This window comes from Metabacillus arenae, from assembly GCF_014773385.1.
Classification (GTDB): Bacteria; Bacillota; Bacilli; order Bacillales; family Bacillaceae; genus Metabacillus_D; species Metabacillus_D arenae.
The window spans coordinates 1-17305 of the sequence record NZ_JACXAI010000008.1; the positions used below are offsets into that span (position 1 = coordinate 1).

Annotated in this window: 15 protein-coding genes, 1 pseudogene and 3 riboswitches; of the genes and pseudogenes, 15 read left to right on the top strand and 1 reads right to left on the bottom strand. The window is 36.6% G+C overall.

From position 1 onward, the window contains the following. Positions 1 to 607: 607 nt before the first annotated feature. The 4 genes and pseudogenes from IC621_RS27165 to metE all read left to right on the top strand — a co-directional run. Positions 608 to 844 (top strand): annotated as a pseudogene (locus tag IC621_RS27165) (DUF3658 domain-containing protein); the annotation flags it as partial. Positions 845 to 1225: 381 nt separating this feature from the next. Next, on the top strand, positions 1226 to 1357 hold the full coding sequence (locus IC621_RS26840) for a GNAT family N-acetyltransferase (protein ID WP_263575985.1): 132 nt from the start codon (positions 1226 to 1228) through the stop codon (positions 1355 to 1357). A gap of 20 nt (positions 1358 to 1377) precedes the next feature. Further along, positions 1378 to 2424 (top strand): M42 family metallopeptidase, encoded by a 1047-nt coding sequence (locus IC621_RS08525; protein WP_191157733.1) that lies wholly within the window; start codon positions 1378 to 1380, stop codon positions 2422 to 2424. 178 nt (positions 2425 to 2602) lie between these two features. Beyond that, positions 2603 to 2713: riboswitch (SAM riboswitch) on the top strand. Between the two features lie 58 nt (positions 2714 to 2771). Further along, positions 2772 to 2964: riboswitch (cobalamin riboswitch) on the top strand. A 153-nt stretch (positions 2965 to 3117) separates the two neighbouring features. Then, positions 3118 to 5409 (top strand): 5-methyltetrahydropteroyltriglutamate--homocysteine S-methyltransferase, encoded by a 2292-nt coding sequence (gene metE / locus IC621_RS08530; protein ID WP_191157747.1) that lies wholly within the window; start codon positions 3118 to 3120, stop codon positions 5407 to 5409. Positions 5410 to 6143: 734 nt separating this feature from the next. Here the strand turns inward: metE and IC621_RS08535 are convergent. Then, positions 6144 to 6599 carry a hypothetical protein gene (locus tag IC621_RS08535; RefSeq protein ID WP_191157749.1) on the bottom strand — a complete coding sequence of 152 codons (456 nt, stop codon included), beginning with the start codon at positions 6597 to 6599 and terminating at the stop codon, positions 6144 to 6146. Positions 6600 to 6897: 298 nt separating this feature from the next. On the opposite strand from IC621_RS08535, the gene IC621_RS08540 reads away from it, so the two are divergent. The 11 genes from IC621_RS08540 to IC621_RS08590 all read left to right on the top strand — a co-directional run bounded on the left by IC621_RS08540 (position 6898) and on the right by IC621_RS08590 (position 17245). After that, positions 6898 to 7230, top strand: coding sequence for a hypothetical protein (locus IC621_RS08540; RefSeq protein ID WP_191157751.1), 333 nt, complete (start codon positions 6898 to 6900; stop codon positions 7228 to 7230). 61 nt (positions 7231 to 7291) lie between these two features. Further along, positions 7292 to 7401: riboswitch (TPP riboswitch) on the top strand. Between the two features lie 326 nt (positions 7402 to 7727). After that, positions 7728 to 8720 (top strand): ABC transporter substrate-binding protein, encoded by a 993-nt coding sequence (locus tag IC621_RS08545; RefSeq protein ID WP_191157753.1) that lies wholly within the window; start codon positions 7728 to 7730, stop codon positions 8718 to 8720. A 353-nt stretch (positions 8721 to 9073) separates the two neighbouring features. Then, positions 9074 to 9367, top strand: a complete 294-nt coding sequence (locus tag IC621_RS08550; protein WP_191157754.1) for a thiamine-binding protein — start codon at positions 9074 to 9076, stop codon at positions 9365 to 9367. Then, positions 9364 to 10128 (top strand): ABC transporter permease, encoded by a 765-nt coding sequence (locus IC621_RS08555; protein WP_396652993.1) that lies wholly within the window; start codon positions 9364 to 9366, stop codon positions 10126 to 10128. Before IC621_RS08550 ends, IC621_RS08555 begins: the two co-directional genes overlap by 4 nt. Next, positions 10125 to 10886 carry an ABC transporter ATP-binding protein gene (locus tag IC621_RS08560; RefSeq protein WP_191157756.1) on the top strand — a complete coding sequence of 254 codons (762 nt, stop codon included), beginning with the start codon at positions 10125 to 10127 and terminating at the stop codon, positions 10884 to 10886. Before IC621_RS08555 ends, IC621_RS08560 begins: the two co-directional genes overlap by 4 nt. Continuing rightward, entirely contained in the window at positions 10873 to 11652 is a 780-nt protein-coding gene (locus IC621_RS08565) for a TatD family hydrolase (protein ID WP_191157758.1), read from the top strand. Before IC621_RS08560 ends, IC621_RS08565 begins: the two co-directional genes overlap by 14 nt. A gap of 330 nt (positions 11653 to 11982) precedes the next feature. Then, positions 11983 to 13572, top strand: coding sequence for a bifunctional metallophosphatase/5'-nucleotidase (locus IC621_RS08570; protein ID WP_224752412.1), 1590 nt, complete (start codon positions 11983 to 11985; stop codon positions 13570 to 13572). 777 nt (positions 13573 to 14349) lie between these two features. Continuing rightward, positions 14350 to 14604 carry an ABC transporter permease gene (locus tag IC621_RS27170; RefSeq protein ID WP_396652994.1) on the top strand — a complete coding sequence of 85 codons (255 nt, stop codon included), beginning with the start codon at positions 14350 to 14352 and terminating at the stop codon, positions 14602 to 14604. 325 nt (positions 14605 to 14929) lie between these two features. Next, positions 14930 to 16045: a tetratricopeptide repeat protein gene (locus IC621_RS08580; protein ID WP_191157763.1), complete on the top strand. Its 1116-nt coding sequence runs from the start codon at positions 14930 to 14932 to the stop codon at positions 16043 to 16045. 393 nt (positions 16046 to 16438) lie between these two features. Further along, the gene (locus tag IC621_RS08585; RefSeq protein WP_191157765.1) at positions 16439 to 16876 is read left to right on the top strand and encodes a GNAT family N-acetyltransferase; all 438 of its coding nucleotides are present in this window, start codon (positions 16439 to 16441) and stop codon (positions 16874 to 16876) included. Positions 16877 to 17065: 189 nt separating this feature from the next. Further along, positions 17066 to 17245 (top strand): hypothetical protein, encoded by a 180-nt coding sequence (locus IC621_RS08590; protein WP_191157767.1) that lies wholly within the window; start codon positions 17066 to 17068, stop codon positions 17243 to 17245. The last annotated feature ends 60 nt before the right edge of the window (positions 17246 to 17305 follow it).

Genomic DNA, 17305 nt, shown 5'->3' on the forward strand with positions numbered 1-17305 from the left:
ATCAACAGCAGGCAGCATAAAGGTAAAAATTGTAATTAAAAATCAAATTCTGCAAGTCTTTATTTCTTTAGAATAAGGAATTATGAAATTGATTCAATTTAATGATAAATAAACATGTCCCAAAAAATTATGATGTTTTAAAGCGGTTTGAAATCTCTAAGCATGACTTATTAACTGGCGTTCATTGTCCAAGTTGTTTTTACCTTCCAATGAAGAGATCACATGGAAAATGGTTTTGTCCAAGCTGTTCAAAAGGCTCTGAAAAAGCACATCTATTATCCTTGCAAGATTATACGCTCCTAATGGAGGACAAAATTACAAACCTTCAATTTTGTCATTTTATGAATCTTTCATCACGATTTGTAGCAACCAGACTCCTAACCTCCATGAACCTCCCACGTACGGGGACAAACAGATGGGTAAATTATTCCCTTTCATCCCTGTACGAATCAATCGCTCAAAACGAGCTGTAAGCTTGCCACATATTTCTCATAATCCAATAAACCTTCACTGAAAAAATTTCATAAGCTATGATAAGCTAGAAAAAATCCTTCTATGATCGACAACCTAAAAAAGAAAATAGAATCTCTAACAAAACGTTGAAGATAGTTACTATGATTCAAACATAATCAACACTATAATAAACCTTGACAACAAGGATGTCTCGGAGAATTTCATCAAATCAGCCAGGGCAATTGGCGCAGTGATCGGTACCTCAGCTAAGCGAATCAGGGATGATTTTGTTGAAGACAGGCTGCGGCAGCTAATTTATAAAGGGATTCTAGAAATAAAAGGCATCCCTAAAGCGATGAGATATTTTAGTGTGAAACTCCCAGACAAGTAGATAAAAAAGGAAATGTAGTACATTACGTCATTTTTCGCTAAAATGGAAGGGGAAGATCCACCCACGGCTTCAAATTGGTTGAATCTTAAAGTAAAAGGAGACAGAACCGTTCTGTCACCATGGGTGAAACAGGCAAAAAGCAACTGATAGGTATCAGTTCTGTTTTCCCTTCAAAAGAGTTTTTTTAGCAAAACCCACTTTACCCCACTCTAAACGGGCAGTAAAACCCCCATCTCAAATTCATTGTTAGCAATGAAGGTAGGTGGGGGATAACGGTGGGTAAAGGTTCAGAAAAGAGGAACACAGACTAAAAGCGCCGCGTTTGTGGCAACGTCTATGTGACCTACATTCTGTGGGGCCTCATCTAACCATCAGTGGGGGGTGAAGAAAACCACACTGATGGAAGATTCACTTTATACAGGTCTTGATAAACCTACTTCAAATAAATTCTATTCAAAGATTGGATTCTGGCCTGGCTGTGATTCTAGTATGATTGTTTTTGAGAAAGAATAAATAAAGAAAGGGGTCTACATATGACCAAACTAGTAAATGAAACAATAGATTTAATTAAAAAGCTCGTTTCAATCCCTAGCCCTTCAGGCAATACGAACGAAGTCATTTCATTTGTTGAAAACTATTTAAAAGAACTGCAGGTAGAGACAAAAAGAAATCGTAAAGGGGGTCTCATTGCGACATTAAAGGGAGAGGACGATTCCAATCATCGTATGTTGACTGCTCATGTAGACACGCTTGGGGCGATTGTAAAAGAGATCAAGGCGAGCGGCAGGTTGAAATTGGATTTAATCGGTGGATTTAGATACAACTCAATTGAAGGAGAGTACTGCCAAATAGAAACAGCTGCAGGAAAAAAAATCACTGGTACGATCCTTATGCACCAAACATCTGTCCATGTATATAAAGATGCTGGAAAAGCAGAAAGAAATCAGGAGAATATGGAAGTTCGATTAGATGAGGTTGTACATAATGAAGAGGATGTTCGGCAATTGGGGGTGCAAGTAGGGGATTTTGTTTCTTTTGACCCCAGAGTCGAAGTCACTCCAAGCGGTTTTATTAAATCACGTCACTTGGATGACAAAGCAAGTGTAGGCATTTTACTTCAGCTGATTAAGCAAATAAAAGACGAAAATATTACGTTGCCTAATACAACTCATTTCCTTATATCAAATAATGAAGAAATCGGGTATGGGGGAAATTCAAATATCACTCCTGAAACTGTTGAATATTTAGCAGTAGATATGGGAGCAATAGGGGATGGTCAGTCAACTGATGAGTATACGGTATCCATTTGTGTAAAAGATTCCAGTGGTCCTTACCATTATGAGCTTCGAAAACACTTAGCAGCTATTGCTGACAGTAACAATATTGGATATAAGCTGGATATCTACCCGTATTATGGCTCTGACGCATCGGCTGCTATCAAAGCAGGACATGATATTGTACATGGTTTAATCGGGCCTGGGATTGATTCTTCCCATGCTTTTGAACGCACTCATAAAAAATCAATTGAAGAAACATTAAAGCTGCTTTATTACTATGTTCAATCTGAAATGGTCATCTAAATCCTAATGGGGTTGAATTGCTTCAACCCTTTAATAGTGTTATTATCCCCACTTATTTCAATGAAGTTAAAATTTCCCTACCCCTATTTTGACCATCCGCTCTTCCTTTTTTTAAAAAAAGAGTTTGACAATAGGGAATCTTAATGCTACTATTTCATTTAAATTCTAAATATTTTCACTCTTATGCAGAGAGGTGGAGGGACTGGCCCTGTGAAGCCCGGCAACCTTTCAATTTTCGATTGAAAAGGTGCTAAATCCTGCAAAGCTTCAGTGCTTTGAAAAATAAGAGGGGTTTTATAAACAAAAATGCCTCTCTATTCGATAATAGAGAGTTTTTTATTTTTAACTTCAAATCTAAAGCATCAGGTGGAGATGGAATGGTACATCTCCTTAAAAGGGAAGTTCGGTGTAAGTCCGACACGGTCCCGCCACTGTATTGGGGAGCTTTTTATCAGGTTCCACTGTTTCTATTTTAGAAATGGGAAGGGATAAAAAGCGAAGAACCTAAGTCAGGAGACCTGCCTGGTGTACGCACTTTTTTTACTCTACGGGGATATAGAGAGGAGTGAGTCATCATGGATGAGACTAAGTATCTCAACTCTAGTTAATGGTGTCTTCAAATCCCTCTTTTTGTGAAAAAGAGGGATTTTTTGTTTGTTGGGATAAAGAGAATAAAAAAAGGAGTTGGAAAAAATGGCAGGAGTTAGAAGTTCGAATTTAGGTTATCCAAGAATAGGTGAAAAGAGAGAATGGAAGAAAGCGCTAGAAGCGTTTTGGGCTGGAAAAATAGAGGAGGGAGAGTTTCAACAGACGATGAAAACCCTTCGTCTTCATAGTTTAGAAAAACAGAAGCAGGCTGGGATTGACTTCATTCCCGTTAATGATTTCACTCTATATGATCATGTATTAGATACGGCTGCGATGTTTGGTTTGGTACCGGAGAGGTTTTCTTATAAGGAAGGAAAGGTGCCACTGTCCACATATTTTGAACTTGCGCGCGGAAATCAAGGAGCAGTGGCGATGGAAATGACGAAATGGTTTAACACCAACTATCATTACCTTGTACCAGAGCTAAGTGGGCAAACACCGAATTTAGTAGAAAATCGTCCTCTTCATTATTATCAGGAAGCAAAGGAAGAGCTCGGCATTGAAGGAAAGCCAGTGATTTTAGGACCGATTACCTTTGTTAAATTATCGAAGGGATATGATAAAGAACAATTGAAAGAGGTTGTCCAAAAGTTTGTTCCTCTTTATAAAAAGATTTTGAATGAATTAAAAGAGGGCGGGGTTGAATGGGTTCAAGTAGATGAACCGATTCTTTCAACGACTCTTTCACGTGAAGAGATCGAATTATTTAAAGAAGTATATGAGGAATTTCAAAGAGATTTACCTGAGTTAAATATTTGGCTGCAAACTTATTTTGACAGTGTGGATTATTATAAAGAGGTTGTTTCTCTCCCAGTACAGGCAATTGGTCTGGATTTCATCCATGATGGAGGCAGAAACCTTCAGCACATTCTTTCAGAGGGATTTCCTGAAAATAAAGTTTTGGCTGCAGGGGTCATAAATGGCCGGAATATTTGGTGCGCTAATTACGCGGAAACCTATCAATTGCTTGGAGAATTGCTGAGAAATGTAGGGAGCGGCAGATTAATTGTACAGCCTTCCTGCAGCTTGCTGCATGTACCTGTGACATTAAAATTAGAAGAAGAAATTCCTCAATTGTTAAAACAAAATCTAGCATTTGCAGATGAAAAGTTGACAGAAGTTATTCATTTAACTGAATGTCTTAATGGTGCAGATCATGAAGCTATATTTCTAGAAAACAAAAATTCAATTGAAAAGCTAAATCAATCAGAAATTAGAAATAACACGCAAGTAAGAAAAGGACTAGAGCAGCTTTTATTTGAAAAACCTTCAAAAAGAGACTCCTTTGATGTTCGGGATGCTGCTCAAAAAGAAGCCTATCAATTGCCTTTTTTGCCTACCACAACAATTGGAAGCTTCCCTCAAACAAAAGAGGTGAGGCAAAATCGTGCCTTGTGGAGAAAAGGCGAACGCACAACAGAACAATATGAGGCATTTATCCAAGCTGAAACCGAAAAATGGGTCAGACTCCAAGAAGAAATCGGCCTTGATGTTTTCGTTCACGGTGAATTTGAACGTAATGATATGGTAGAGTTTTTTGGAGAAAAGCTTGGCGGATTTCATTTTACAAAATTCGGATGGGTTCAATCATACGGTTCCCGCTGCGTGAAACCACCTATTATCTTTGGTGATGTCACTTATAACGGTCCAATGACAGTGAAAGAAACAGTCTATGCTCAAAATCTGACGGAAAAGCCTGTAAAGGGAATGCTGACAGGACCTGTCACTATTTATAATTGGTCATTTCCTAGGCAGGATCTCTCAAAAGAGCAGGTGATGAATCAGATAGCACTGGCCTTGCAAAAAGAAGTAGAAGCCCTTGAAGCTGCTGGTATCGGAATGATACAGGTTGATGAACCTGCGCTTCGGGAAGGCCTTCCTCTTAAGAAAGAACATTGGGAAACGTATTTACAAATCGCGGTCAATGCTTTTCAATTGGCAACTGGCTCCGTAAAAAATCAGACGCAAATTCATACCCATATGTGTTACTCAAACTTTGAAGATATCATTGAATCAATCGATGCTCTTGATGCAGATGTGATTTCAATTGAGACATCAAAGAGTCATGGAGAGCTTATGAGATCATTTGAGGACTACACGTATAATAAAGGAATAGGACTTGGGGTATATGATATTCACAGTCCAAGAGTACCGGCTGAGGAAGAACTGATTCAAAATATGGATCGTGCTCTTCGTGTCCTTGATCCATCAATTTTTTGGATTAATCCAGACTGCGGTTTAAAGACAAGAGGGGAAACAGAAACTGTGGATGCCTTAAAAGTAATGGTAATGGCCGCTAAAAAGGCAAGAGAAAAGTTTTCTTTTAACATTCAATAAGAAAAGTGCAAGCCTATCGGCGAACGGCATGAAGGTTGTTCTTTAACCTTCATGGCGGATTGGCTTATGACCCAGGAGCCGATGGCGCCTGAAGCTAGAAACGAAAACTAAGTACAAAAATTATACTTTCTTATTCACTAAAGAAAGTCGAAAATTGCCTTATAAAGCCATGAGCAAGTACAAGTCGAACCTCTCAAAAAGGCTGCTTTTGCCTTTTTAAGAGGCGCGTCTTGTTACATTAAGAATTAGGCTAGGCTGTGTGTTTTATTAAATTATCCACTTTAAATAACGATTTTTAAAAAATGGGCTTGGATATGCCATCATATTTATGCACAAAAGAGAAAATGCTGGGTAATTATGGTATAATGTAAGATACGATAGAAGCAGAAATTCTCATGGGTGAAGGCTCTAAAAAAGACCCATTTCCGAAGCGGAAAGGGGGTGGAGCCTTTGATGACGATAAGTGAGTCGTTACAATTTGCTTTAAGTTTCGCGATGCTGATGCTCGCGGTTTTGTCTTTCCGTCAAGATGACAAAAAATAAACCACCCTTTAGCTTGGCGGCAGCAGGTGGTTTGCAGCTTTTGATAAGCCTTTTCCCTAAAGTGGGAGTTCTGTTTGTATCTAACAAAGGCACTTTATGTATGGTGCCTTTGTTTTTTAGTATATGTGAATTTAAGGAAATGATAACACAATTTATTTTAGGTGTCATTCGTTTACTAGGTTTACTAGAACTTACTTAATTTTATAATCTACCTTTTCATAAAGCATCGTGCCATTACGTAATCCGTGAGTTGATTCAGCCTCTTCGGCTACGCCTTTAATACTTAATACAATCTCATCCTCTCTTAGTGAAATCGTACCTTCTGCAGGCTTGTCCCAATCAGGATGTTTGATTGTAAATGGGCCGTCCCCGTTTCCTTGCATGGTTGCAGTTGTGTGTGACTCTTCAATTACTTGATTATCCTTTGACTTTAAGCCGATGGTCAATTCAGCTGTGCTTCCTTTTTCTTCAAACTTCACTTTTACGAAATGTCCTTTTTTATCAATTTTTGTACGGTCGACCCAGGTGCCGTTATAAATGGCCGCAAATGAATAGTCCTCATTTGCTTTTTCAATATCTTGTGAGCAACCAGTTATCGATAGAAATAAAACAAATAGGCTTACTAAAACATATATTTTTTTCATCATGAAAATCCCTTCCTAAAACATCTTGTATTATTATTATGGCTTAAATTAAGAATAAGAAGCAAAGGATATTATATGAACATTTAATGAATACGAAAAGCCTAAAACGACCGACTACCGGAGGCATAGGTGCCGCTTTCGCTCGGTGCCCGATTTACCACATCAACACCTTAATGAACTTAAATTTCTTAACAGACGATAAAATTCGAACATAACCGACCTTTTTTTACATCCTCTTACGAAAATATATATATTAGAGGAGAAATTGGTACCTGGTACCTCAAAAGTAAGGAGGATCAAAATGGAGGAGTACATAAAAAAGTCCTTAGATGAATGGAAAGAGGAAATATCTGAATTGTTATTTGAGATTGATAAAGAATATGAGCAAGTGATGAAGGACTTGAAAGTCTATTCCTATAAATACAACATTACAAAGCAAGTCGTTCAATCTACTGTGAACGAAGAAATAATCGGGAAGATAAGAGAGCTTTATCACCAGCCATTTGAAGAACAATACCATGAGTTGAAAAAAACAGTGGTGGAGTTGGAGGAAAAACGCAAAGTGTTTCAAATGTTTGTTGATAAAATTGATAAAGTAAAAGAAAAAGAAGAAGTCAGAACAGAGGTCCAGTAGAAAAAACTTATCACTAATGATAACTTTTGATATAATGTAGCATAACAAGTACATATGCGAAAATTCATTGTAGGGGGGCCGGTAGTGCCGGCTGAGATTGCGTCCGTTAGATGCTGACCCTTAGAACCTGATCTGGATGGTGCCAGCGGAGGGAACATATACTGAATTGTAACTTAGGTATGTTTTTAAACGCTCGGATTCGTTCGGGCGTTTTTTATCGTTTTCCAGCATAGGCAAACAGGGTGTCCTTCTGCATCATGCATAAGGACTTTACGCCATTGCTGGTCAGAGCCAAAGATTCACGGTATACAAGCCAAACCGCAAAGAAAGTAAAAAATATCTTTCTGTGAAGCAATCATAATCTTTCCTATGTCTTCTTGTAGAATGAAGTCTACGTTCCAAAAGAAGGTTAGCGGTTTTTGTTTGTAATTTTTCTTCTCGTTCGTCCTCATCTAGATATTTGCATATGACTTAGGCCAATCGAGGAGGATTCAAAAATGAAAAAGTGGGTCATATTTATATTGACGGCTGTTCTTTTAATAGGATGTAATTCAGAAAGCAATTCATCTGAAAACGGAGAAAAGCCTCAAGAAAAGAAAAAAGTGTCCATTGTTCTTGACTGGACGCCAAATACAAACCACACAGGTTTATACGCAGCAAAAGAAAAAGGGTATTTTAAAGATGAAGGTCTTGATGTTGAGATTATGATGCCTGGAGAAGCAGGAGCAGATCAGCTTGTTGCTTCAGGTAAGGCGAATTTTGGAATTAGCGCTCAAGAAAGCTTAACACAGGCTCGTGCTCAGGGGGTACCCCTAGTATCATTAGCAGCGATAATTCAGCATAATACGTCTGGCTTTGCATCTCCAGTTGATAAACAAATTAAAACACCAAAGGATTTTGAAGGGAAAACGTATGGCGGATGGGGATCGCCAACCGAGCAAGCAGTCATAGATTCGGTTATGAAATTAGAAAATGCGGATGTAAATAAAGTAGATATTTTAAACACAGGTGATACAGACTTCTTTACAGCAGTTGAACGAGATGTTGACTTCATGTGGATTTATTATGGTTGGACTGGAGTAGAAGCGGAACTCCGTGGAGTCGATTTGAACATGATCTATTTAACCGATATTACAGAAAAGCTAGATTATTATACACCTGTTTTAACATCAAGTGAACAAATGCTTGAAAAGGACCCGGAAACGGTAAAAGCATTTATGAATGCAGTTACCAAAGGATATCAGTTTGCAATTGAGAATCCACAAGAGGCGGCAGATATTTTAATAAAAGCGGAACCAGATCTTGATCCTGAGTTAGTAAAGAAAAGCCAGGAATGGCTATCCCCGAAATATCAAGATGATGCTGAACGCTGGGGAGAGCAAAAGCTTGAGGTATGGAAGAACTATGCGGACTGGATGAATGAAAATGGGTTAATTGAAGGGGAATTTGACCCGGAAAAAGCCTTTACAAATGAGTATTTGCCAGAATAATCGGGATAACAATGCAATTGGGTTAACGGTGCAAATAATCGACTGAGGCTGCAAATATTTCAAAAACGGTGCAAATAACCGAATAACGTTGCAATAACTGACTAACAATGCAAATAACGGGTTAACGGTGCAAATAATCGGCTAACGGTGCAAATATTGAGATAACGGCGCAAATAATCGGTTAACGGTGTAATGGTGCATCAATCAGCAGGGTTCATCCACTGACCGCAGTTGTCAAGCTTGCATCAATTAGACCTTAAATGGCAGTTGATCTTCTTATCTTATGGATTCCTCTGAAGCTTGAGTTATATGGGGAAACTGCCTGATAATAGTGGGATAAAAGGAGAATTAATATGGGAAATTCGTTGGTAAGTGTACAAATCATTCCGAAAACTAAATCAGTTGAAGATGTCATTCCATTCGTAGATGAAGCGATTAAAATTATTGACCAAGCAGGTGTTAAGTACGAAGTTCATCAATTGGAAACAACGATGGAAGGCAATATGACCGAACTTTTAGAGATTGTAGGAAAAATGAATGAAAGAATGATCGAGCTGGGGAGTCACAATGTGATTACGCAAATGAAAATCTTATATCAACCTCAAGGGATTGCATTAGAAACATTAACAGAGAAGTACAGAAAGTGATAAAGATCATAAAAAAATTAGCACCTCTTTATGTCATCATTTTCCTCATTATTGCATGGGAAATGATGACAGCCTTTTTTGAGGTGCCAGATTGGTTGATTCCACGGCCCTCGGCAATTTTGCTTGAGGGCATTCAATCTTTTGGGGATTTTAGACATCACATTTTTTCGACAATTAGGCTCACCTTAGTTGGCTTTACAATTGGAACGAGTATAGGGATTGTCCTTTCAATTTTATTGCATTTGCTTCCAAAAATAAAAGATATGCTGTATCCTTTGCTTATTTTATCGCAAAATGTACCTATTATAGTACTTGCGCCATTGCTTGTCATTTGGTTTGGTTTTGGACTTCTTCCAAAAGTAATCGTTATTTCGCTCGTTTGTTTTTTTCCTGTAGTAATCTCTGCACTCGACGGTTTTAGGCAGACTCCAAGTGAGTGGAAGCATTACGTAAAAATGATGGGGGCCTCCCGTTCCCAGCTATTTTGGAAGCTTGAAATGCCATATGCGCTCCCCGCCATTTTTTCAGGTTTGAAAATATCTGCGACCTACAGTGTAATGGGGGCTGTCATTTCAGAATGGCTTGGCGCAAAATCAGGTATCGGAGTCTATATGACGCTAGCTTCCTCATCCTTTCGAACAGATCGTGTTTTTGTAGCGATTTTAACGATCATGATCGTAAGCTTGCTATTTTTCGCCTTGATTGTTTATTTAGAAAGGCTATTCATAAAAGGGCGCAAGAAAGGTGAGAGTAATCGATGAAATTATCCTTACAAATGATCTCAAAATCATTTGATGAAAATCTAGTTTTGAATAACGTTTCTTTTCATGTGAACAACGGCGAATTTGTAACTCTCCTCGGTCCAAGCGGAAGCGGGAAAAGTACGCTGTTTCATTTAATCGGCGGAATGATGTCCCCGGATGAAGGAACGATTTATTTAAATGGAGAAAATGTAAACGGGAAACGGGGATTAATCAGCTATATGCCGCAGCAGCATTCCCTTCTGCCGTGGAGAACTGTTCTTCAAAATGTTGTTTTTGGTCAGGAATTTTCGAAAAAACCCGATTTAGAGAAAGCAAGAGAATGGCTGAATAAAGTAGGTTTAGGCTCTTATGAAAAGTCATATCCCTACCAGCTCTCCGGAGGGATGAAGCAGAGAGTGGCGTTTATTCGTGCTCTTATGAGTCCGCAGCCGTTTATGTGCTTTGATGAACCCTTTTCAGCATTAGATGAATTTACCCGTGCGGATATGCAGCAATGGTTATTGTCGATATGGGAACAAGACCGCCGCTCTATTCTTTTTGTTACTCACAGTATTGATGAGGCGATATTTATGTCAGACCGAATCTATATTCTTTCAGCAAGACCTGCAACTGTTTTGAAAGAAATCCAAATTGCGTTTCCAAGACCAAGAGGAAAAGAATTAATGTTATCAAATGAATTTCTAACCTATAAACGAGACATTTACGAAAGCTTACAAAGAACTAAAGGAGAACTTGTTCTGAATGAAAATCATTGATTCCCATATTCATTTCGATAAATATTCATCAGAAGAGCGAGATATGATAATAAATGGCTTGGAAAAGAATAGAATAGCTGCTTTAATTGCTGTTTCTATGGATCTCCAGTCATCACAGAACACATTAATTCTTGCTGAAAAACATGCAAAGATCATCCCTGCATGCGGCTTTCATCCTGAACAACCATTACCTGATGAAAAAGAGATAAACAAGCTTTTTGACTGGATGGAATGGAATCAAGAGAAGTTTGCTGCGATTGGAGAAGTCGGTCTGCCGTATTATTCTCGTAAGAAAAATCCTGAACAATTTGATAGAGGTGTGTACATGAAGCTGCTTGAAAGGTTTGTCCTGCTTGCAAAAAAGTGGGACAAGCCGATTATATTGCATGCCATCTATGAGGATACTCTCTCAGTCTGTGATCTGCTGGAAACTTATGGAGTAGAAAAAGCGCATTTTCATTGGTTCAAAGGAGATGAAAGGGTAATTGATCGCCTGCAATCTAACGGTTACTATATCTCCATTACACCAGATGTTTGCTATGAAAAAGAAATACAAAAAATAGGAAAAGTATTTCCGCTCGAGAAAATAATGGTGGAAACAGATGGACCATGGCCTTTCGAAGGAGAGTTTAAGGATCAAATGACAAACCCGTCCATGATACATCGTTCAATTGAAACAATCGCTTCATTAAAAAGTTTGAAAAAAGAAGCCGTTTATCAAGCTGTTTTCGAAAATACAAAAAAATTTTATCAATTAAACAATTAAGGGCATGCCGGACTATATATCTCAAAGGAAGCTCAACATCAAATTAATCCCCATAATACTCTCAAAATCCAATTTGAAGAAGGATTCTCCATTAGACCTGCTGCTAAAAGAATAATTGGATTACCAAATTTTTTTGTCTAACCTTTCATTATAAAAATCATCCTACATATTTAGTCACATTGTAATATAAATTGGTGAATTTCGTTGAAACCTAGTTCATATTGTGCGGGTCTATCTTTTCATTTGGAGAAATGATAAAAGATTTGCTTGCCTAGTTGCTCCTTACTTTTTACATTTAAAATGAAAGCAATTATGAGAGGAGATGATAGGATGAATCAATTAAAACGAATTCTATGTTTAACATTGGCTTTGTGTATTTTTTCAACACCTGGGTTTGCGAAGCAAGATAAAGAAAGATATAAAAATCGATACATACCAGTTCAAATTCTGGGAATCAATGATTTTCACGGTCAAATTAATACATTCAAAACAGTAAACGGAAAACCGGCTGGAGGAGCTGCCTACATGGCTGCCTATTTAAAACAAAGAGAGGCAGAGGTGAAAAATTCTCTGCTCGTACATGCAGGCGATGTTGTTGGTGCAAGCGCACCAGCATCCGCGCTTTTACAAGATGAGCCGACAATTGAAATATTAAATGAACTGAAATTTGATGTAGGAACTATTGGTAATCATGAGTTTGATGATGGCTATAAGGCAATGTTCAGATTGATTAATGGAGGAAAACATAAGCTAACAGGAGATTTCGAAGGTGCTGAGTTTCCATATACAGCAGCCAATGTGCTTGATAAAAAAAGCGAAAAGCCTATTCTTCCTCCTTATGTCATCAAAAAAGTAAATGGGATGCGAATTGGGTTTATTGGGGTTGTTACGACTGAAACTCCAAGTATTGTGCTGCCGGAGGCTGTGAGCAGCGTAAAATTTATTGATGAAGCAAAGGCTATTAATGATGCTGCGAAACAGCTAAAGAAGAAAGGGGTCAAATCAATTGTTGTTTTGGCTCATGTTCCTGTTAGCTCAAATCAAGATGGAACAAACCCGAGTGGTGAATTAGCGGAAATCGCGACTGAAATTGATGATGAAGTTGATATTCTTGTAGGGGGACATAGTCATCAGTTTGCAAACACAGTTGTTGATGATAAATTAATTGTTCAATCTTACTCTTCTGGGACTGCCTTTTCTGATATAGATTTAAAAATTGATCCAAAAACAAAAGACATTGTTGAAAAAAAAGCAGAAATCGTAACAACTTTTCATGAAGGGATTAAACCACACAAAAAAATACAACGTATGGTGCAAGGCTACGAAGAACAAGTAGGTCCTTTCATCAATGAAGTTGTTGGAACAGCCGAAGAAGAGCTGACAAGGTCAGCAGATGCCAGCGGAGAATCTGTTCTTGGTAATTTTATTGCAGACGTGCAAAGGGAAGCGATGAAAACAGATTTTGCTTTCATGAATCCGGGCGGTATTCGTGATAACTTATATGCAGGGGAAATCACTTGGGGAGAACTGTACAATATTCAACCGTTTAATAATTCATTAGTGAAGATGACGTTAACTGGTGAGCAAATTAAAGATCTTTTAGAACAGCAATGGCAAGAAGGCGGATCAAAAATATTGCAAATATCAGGTTTAACTTACAACTGGAACAGGGCTGCGCCAATAGGAGAAAAAATCGGTAAAATCCAAACCTCCGAAGGTAAGGAATTGCTTCCCAATCAAGAATACACTGTTACGGTAAACAACTTTCTTGCTGGCGGCGGTGATGGATTTACAGTTCTAACAAATGGTTCAAATGTAGAAACTGGCCCTATTGATTTAGATGCATTAGTAAATTATATAAAAAAAGCACAGCAGCCAATCAAAGCTCCAAACGAAGATCGGATTAAATTAGTGGATTAAGTACGATAGCAGCTCCTTATCAGGGCTGCTATTTTAATCGTTAAGGATATGATAAAGCTTGATTGTTGTCGATAAGCGTTTCTGCATCCAGCTCTAGGCGCCCAACGACTAGTGGACTTCCTCACTTCCTTGTGATAACTTAACATTGAATCGGCTTGAGCTCTCTGTGTTTTCTTTATCTTAATACAGTTCAGTTGTAGGAAAAATCTTCACCTTACTTACCTTTTTGGATGAATTTTGTTCTTCCCTTACTTCTTTGTCTTTTTCTTCTTTTGACTAACCTTCATTTGGATTTTTATCTTGGATTAGTATAGGTTTTCTCAGATGGGAACCAAAGTATCCAAACTTTGCCCTTTTTAATAACAAAGTAAAAAAGCCATTCAAAGAATGACTCAAAAAAGATAAATCACTCCTTTATTTATTTCGATGAAATGCAACTTTATTCCAAGGAGTGAAAAAAAGCTATAATTATGTATTAAAAATGAAAGCTAGAAGTTTCATTGCAGTAACTGGATAACTTCCTTTCACATTTATCTTTTAATATAGGATACTTAAACTCATAGTTGAATAGGATTTCAAAGGTTAGAGAAGCTTCAACAACTTTGTTATTTGACCCCAATTTGACCTCAAGCAGAAGAAGTACACTTTCAATTCTATTAATACACGTGGTCATCATCAACAAAATCCAATAACTTTCAAAATACATTAAACAGGATCTTTCAATTTTTCCGCTCATTTTTTATTAGAAATCTAGAGTTAAACCATACTAAATGGCTTATCTTTCATTATTCATATTTTATCAGTAGTGAATATTCCAAAGATACTATTAAATTATTATTTACAAGTAAATTTTCGAAGGAAAAAATATTTTTTTCTAAGTTTATCGCTGCTTCAATAATTTTCATTCTGTACTTCATACCGGGAAATATATTATTATTCGTTTATTTATTAATTATGGTTCAAGCACAGTGCAACTTCCGGTTGGATACGAAATTGAGTTATATAGCTGGGTTCAAGTACTGTGGCAAGTAACAATAGTCCATTTTATGTTGTTAATTTATTTTATTGCTCTAGGGTCAATTACAATGTTGGTAAATGTAATAATTAAAAAAAGAATGATATCCATTATTTGTAGTTTGATTTTTATTCTCTTATTAAAATTTATACCTGTTCCAGCAGAATATGTTCATTACTTTTATTGATGGCTATGCTGTTATATATAGTTTAATTGATCCTAACAGTAGTTTATTAAAATCTTTTCAAATTACTGTATCTACTTTTGCATTTATAATGATTTTTTTCTTTGCATCTTCTTATGTTTTTAAAAAGCAGTCTTATATCTAAACGGAGGTTTAATATGAAGAAAAAATATATTTTTGTGTTACTAGCAGTAGCATCTTTGTTTATGATAGCAATATTAATTAATAATATAGATAAACAACAAGCTAATTCACTGAATGAAGAAAGTGGAAATAAAGATATTAACCAATTAGAGGAATATGTAAAAAATAATGAAGACGACCTTGCCTCAAAAAAGGAGCTGGTTTGGCAATACCTTTTAACAGATCAATATGAAAAGGCTATTAAATTAAATCAAGAAATAATAAAGATAAAAAAGAATGATACAGACGCTTTACATCAACTTTCTGTAAGTTATATGAGCATCGAGGAATACAACAAAGCAAAAACGACTATTTTGAAATTACTAAAGTTTAACGAATATAATCCCGTTGCATTAACAAATCTTGCTCAAGTTTATTTTTTATTAAACGATGAAGAAGAATTTATCAATAATATTAAGAAAGCAATTGAGGCAGCAGAAATACAAAATGTAGAAGAATCAGAAAAAGATTTTTATCAAATGCTTGATGACATGGTAAATAAATTTATTTCATTAAAAGATTCCAAAAATAATCAAAAAGCTTACGATCTTCTTAGTAACCAAGACTATCTAGAGTCACATTTAAAAATTAGCGCTTTAAAAAAGGCCCTCTTAATTGATTCAGAACAAAACTCTGAAAGGTTTATAAAATTAGGATTATTAGAATTACAAGTAAATAAACTAAATGACGCAGAAAAAAGTTTCAGAAATTTCACAAGTAAACATCCTAAAAATGATTATGGATATTTCCTACTTGCAGACACACTTTTTAAATTAAAAGATTATGAAGAATTAAAAAATCTCAATAATCTTTCTATATCTAATGAATATGCAGCCTCATTTGTTAAAGCATTAGATACTTTTAGTGAAAATCCTGAAAAGAGTTTAAGTATGATTACAGAGTTATTAGAAAATTCATCTGACAAATATAAACAAGTTTTATTATATAATGCTGCTGTAATTAGTAAGGATTTGGGTAAAGAAAAGGAGTTTCTAGATTACTATAAAAAGTTTGAAAAATCGGAATATGATAGTGATTATGCTATTGCGATTATGTTAAATCGAAATACAAATCTCAAGTCTACAAATTAATAATTTCACTATGATAATTAAGATGCATTAGTAAATTATATAAAAAAAGCACAGCAGCCAATCAAAGCTTCAAACGAAGATCGGATTAAATTAGTGGATTAAGTAAGATAGCAGCTCCTTATCAGGGCTGCTATTTTAATCGTATAAGAAATGATAAACCATTAATAGTGCGGATAATCGTTTCTTCATCCAGCTCCAGCAACCAGTGGACTTCCCTCACCTCCTTGCGATATGCAACCATCTAATCGCGACTTGGGCCTAACGGCTCAGTTCAGTCCATACGTCGCTATACGGGCACCCCTCGCTTTTTGTATTTTCTTATGGCAGTTGATAAGAATTTCCGTCTTTATAGAGAGTAACTCTCCTAGTTACAATAATAAAGGGGTGAAGAGCTTGATGAATATTAAGCAGATAAAACCGGAAGATACATATGAGATAAGGCAAAAAGTTCTCCGGCCTAATCAAACAATCAATGAATGCAAATATGAAGGAGATGAGTTCAAAGGTAGTTTTCATATTGGTGCATTCGCACACGAAAAATTAATCTGTATTGCTTCCTTTTATCACCAAGCACATCTTGAAATAGAAGGAAGCTGCCAATATCGGCTTAGAGGAATGGCTACTTTAGAAGAATTTAGAAATTTAAAGGCTGGCAGTAATGTTATTTATTTTGCTGAAAACCTTCTTAAAAAGCAAGGGGCTGATGTTTGGTGGTGCAATGCCAGGACAGATGTAGAAGCCTATTATCAAAAATTGGGTTTGTGCAAAAAAGGAGATGTATTTAACATTGATCCACTTGGACCGCACATCATAATGTATAAGATGCTTTAAACATTTAGTTCTCCATACGGAGAGCTTGTTTTTTTTATCTAATTTTCCTTTTATGGTATAATTAACCTAATAATCGCGACTAAAGAACGGTGAAAATTTTAGAAATTTAGGTAAATAAAACCATATGGAATGCATTAAAGTGAAGAATGGAGCCACTCGGACTCTCTAACGAGGGGAGGTGGGATTGAATTGAAGGACAGAATGGATACGATTGACACAGATACTTTGATCACCATGTATTTGTCAGTCATACGGCACATGCGTTCTAGCAACCTTCAGGGTGACAGCTACCAACAAGTACTAACAGACTTTGAAAATGAACTGTCAAACAGAGGGGTTTTTTTCTTTTCTCTGCAAGACTCTATCTAAAAGTAAAATAAATAGTTAAATAGTCTGTTCCACTTGTTTATCTACCGAGTGGTTCCTCGA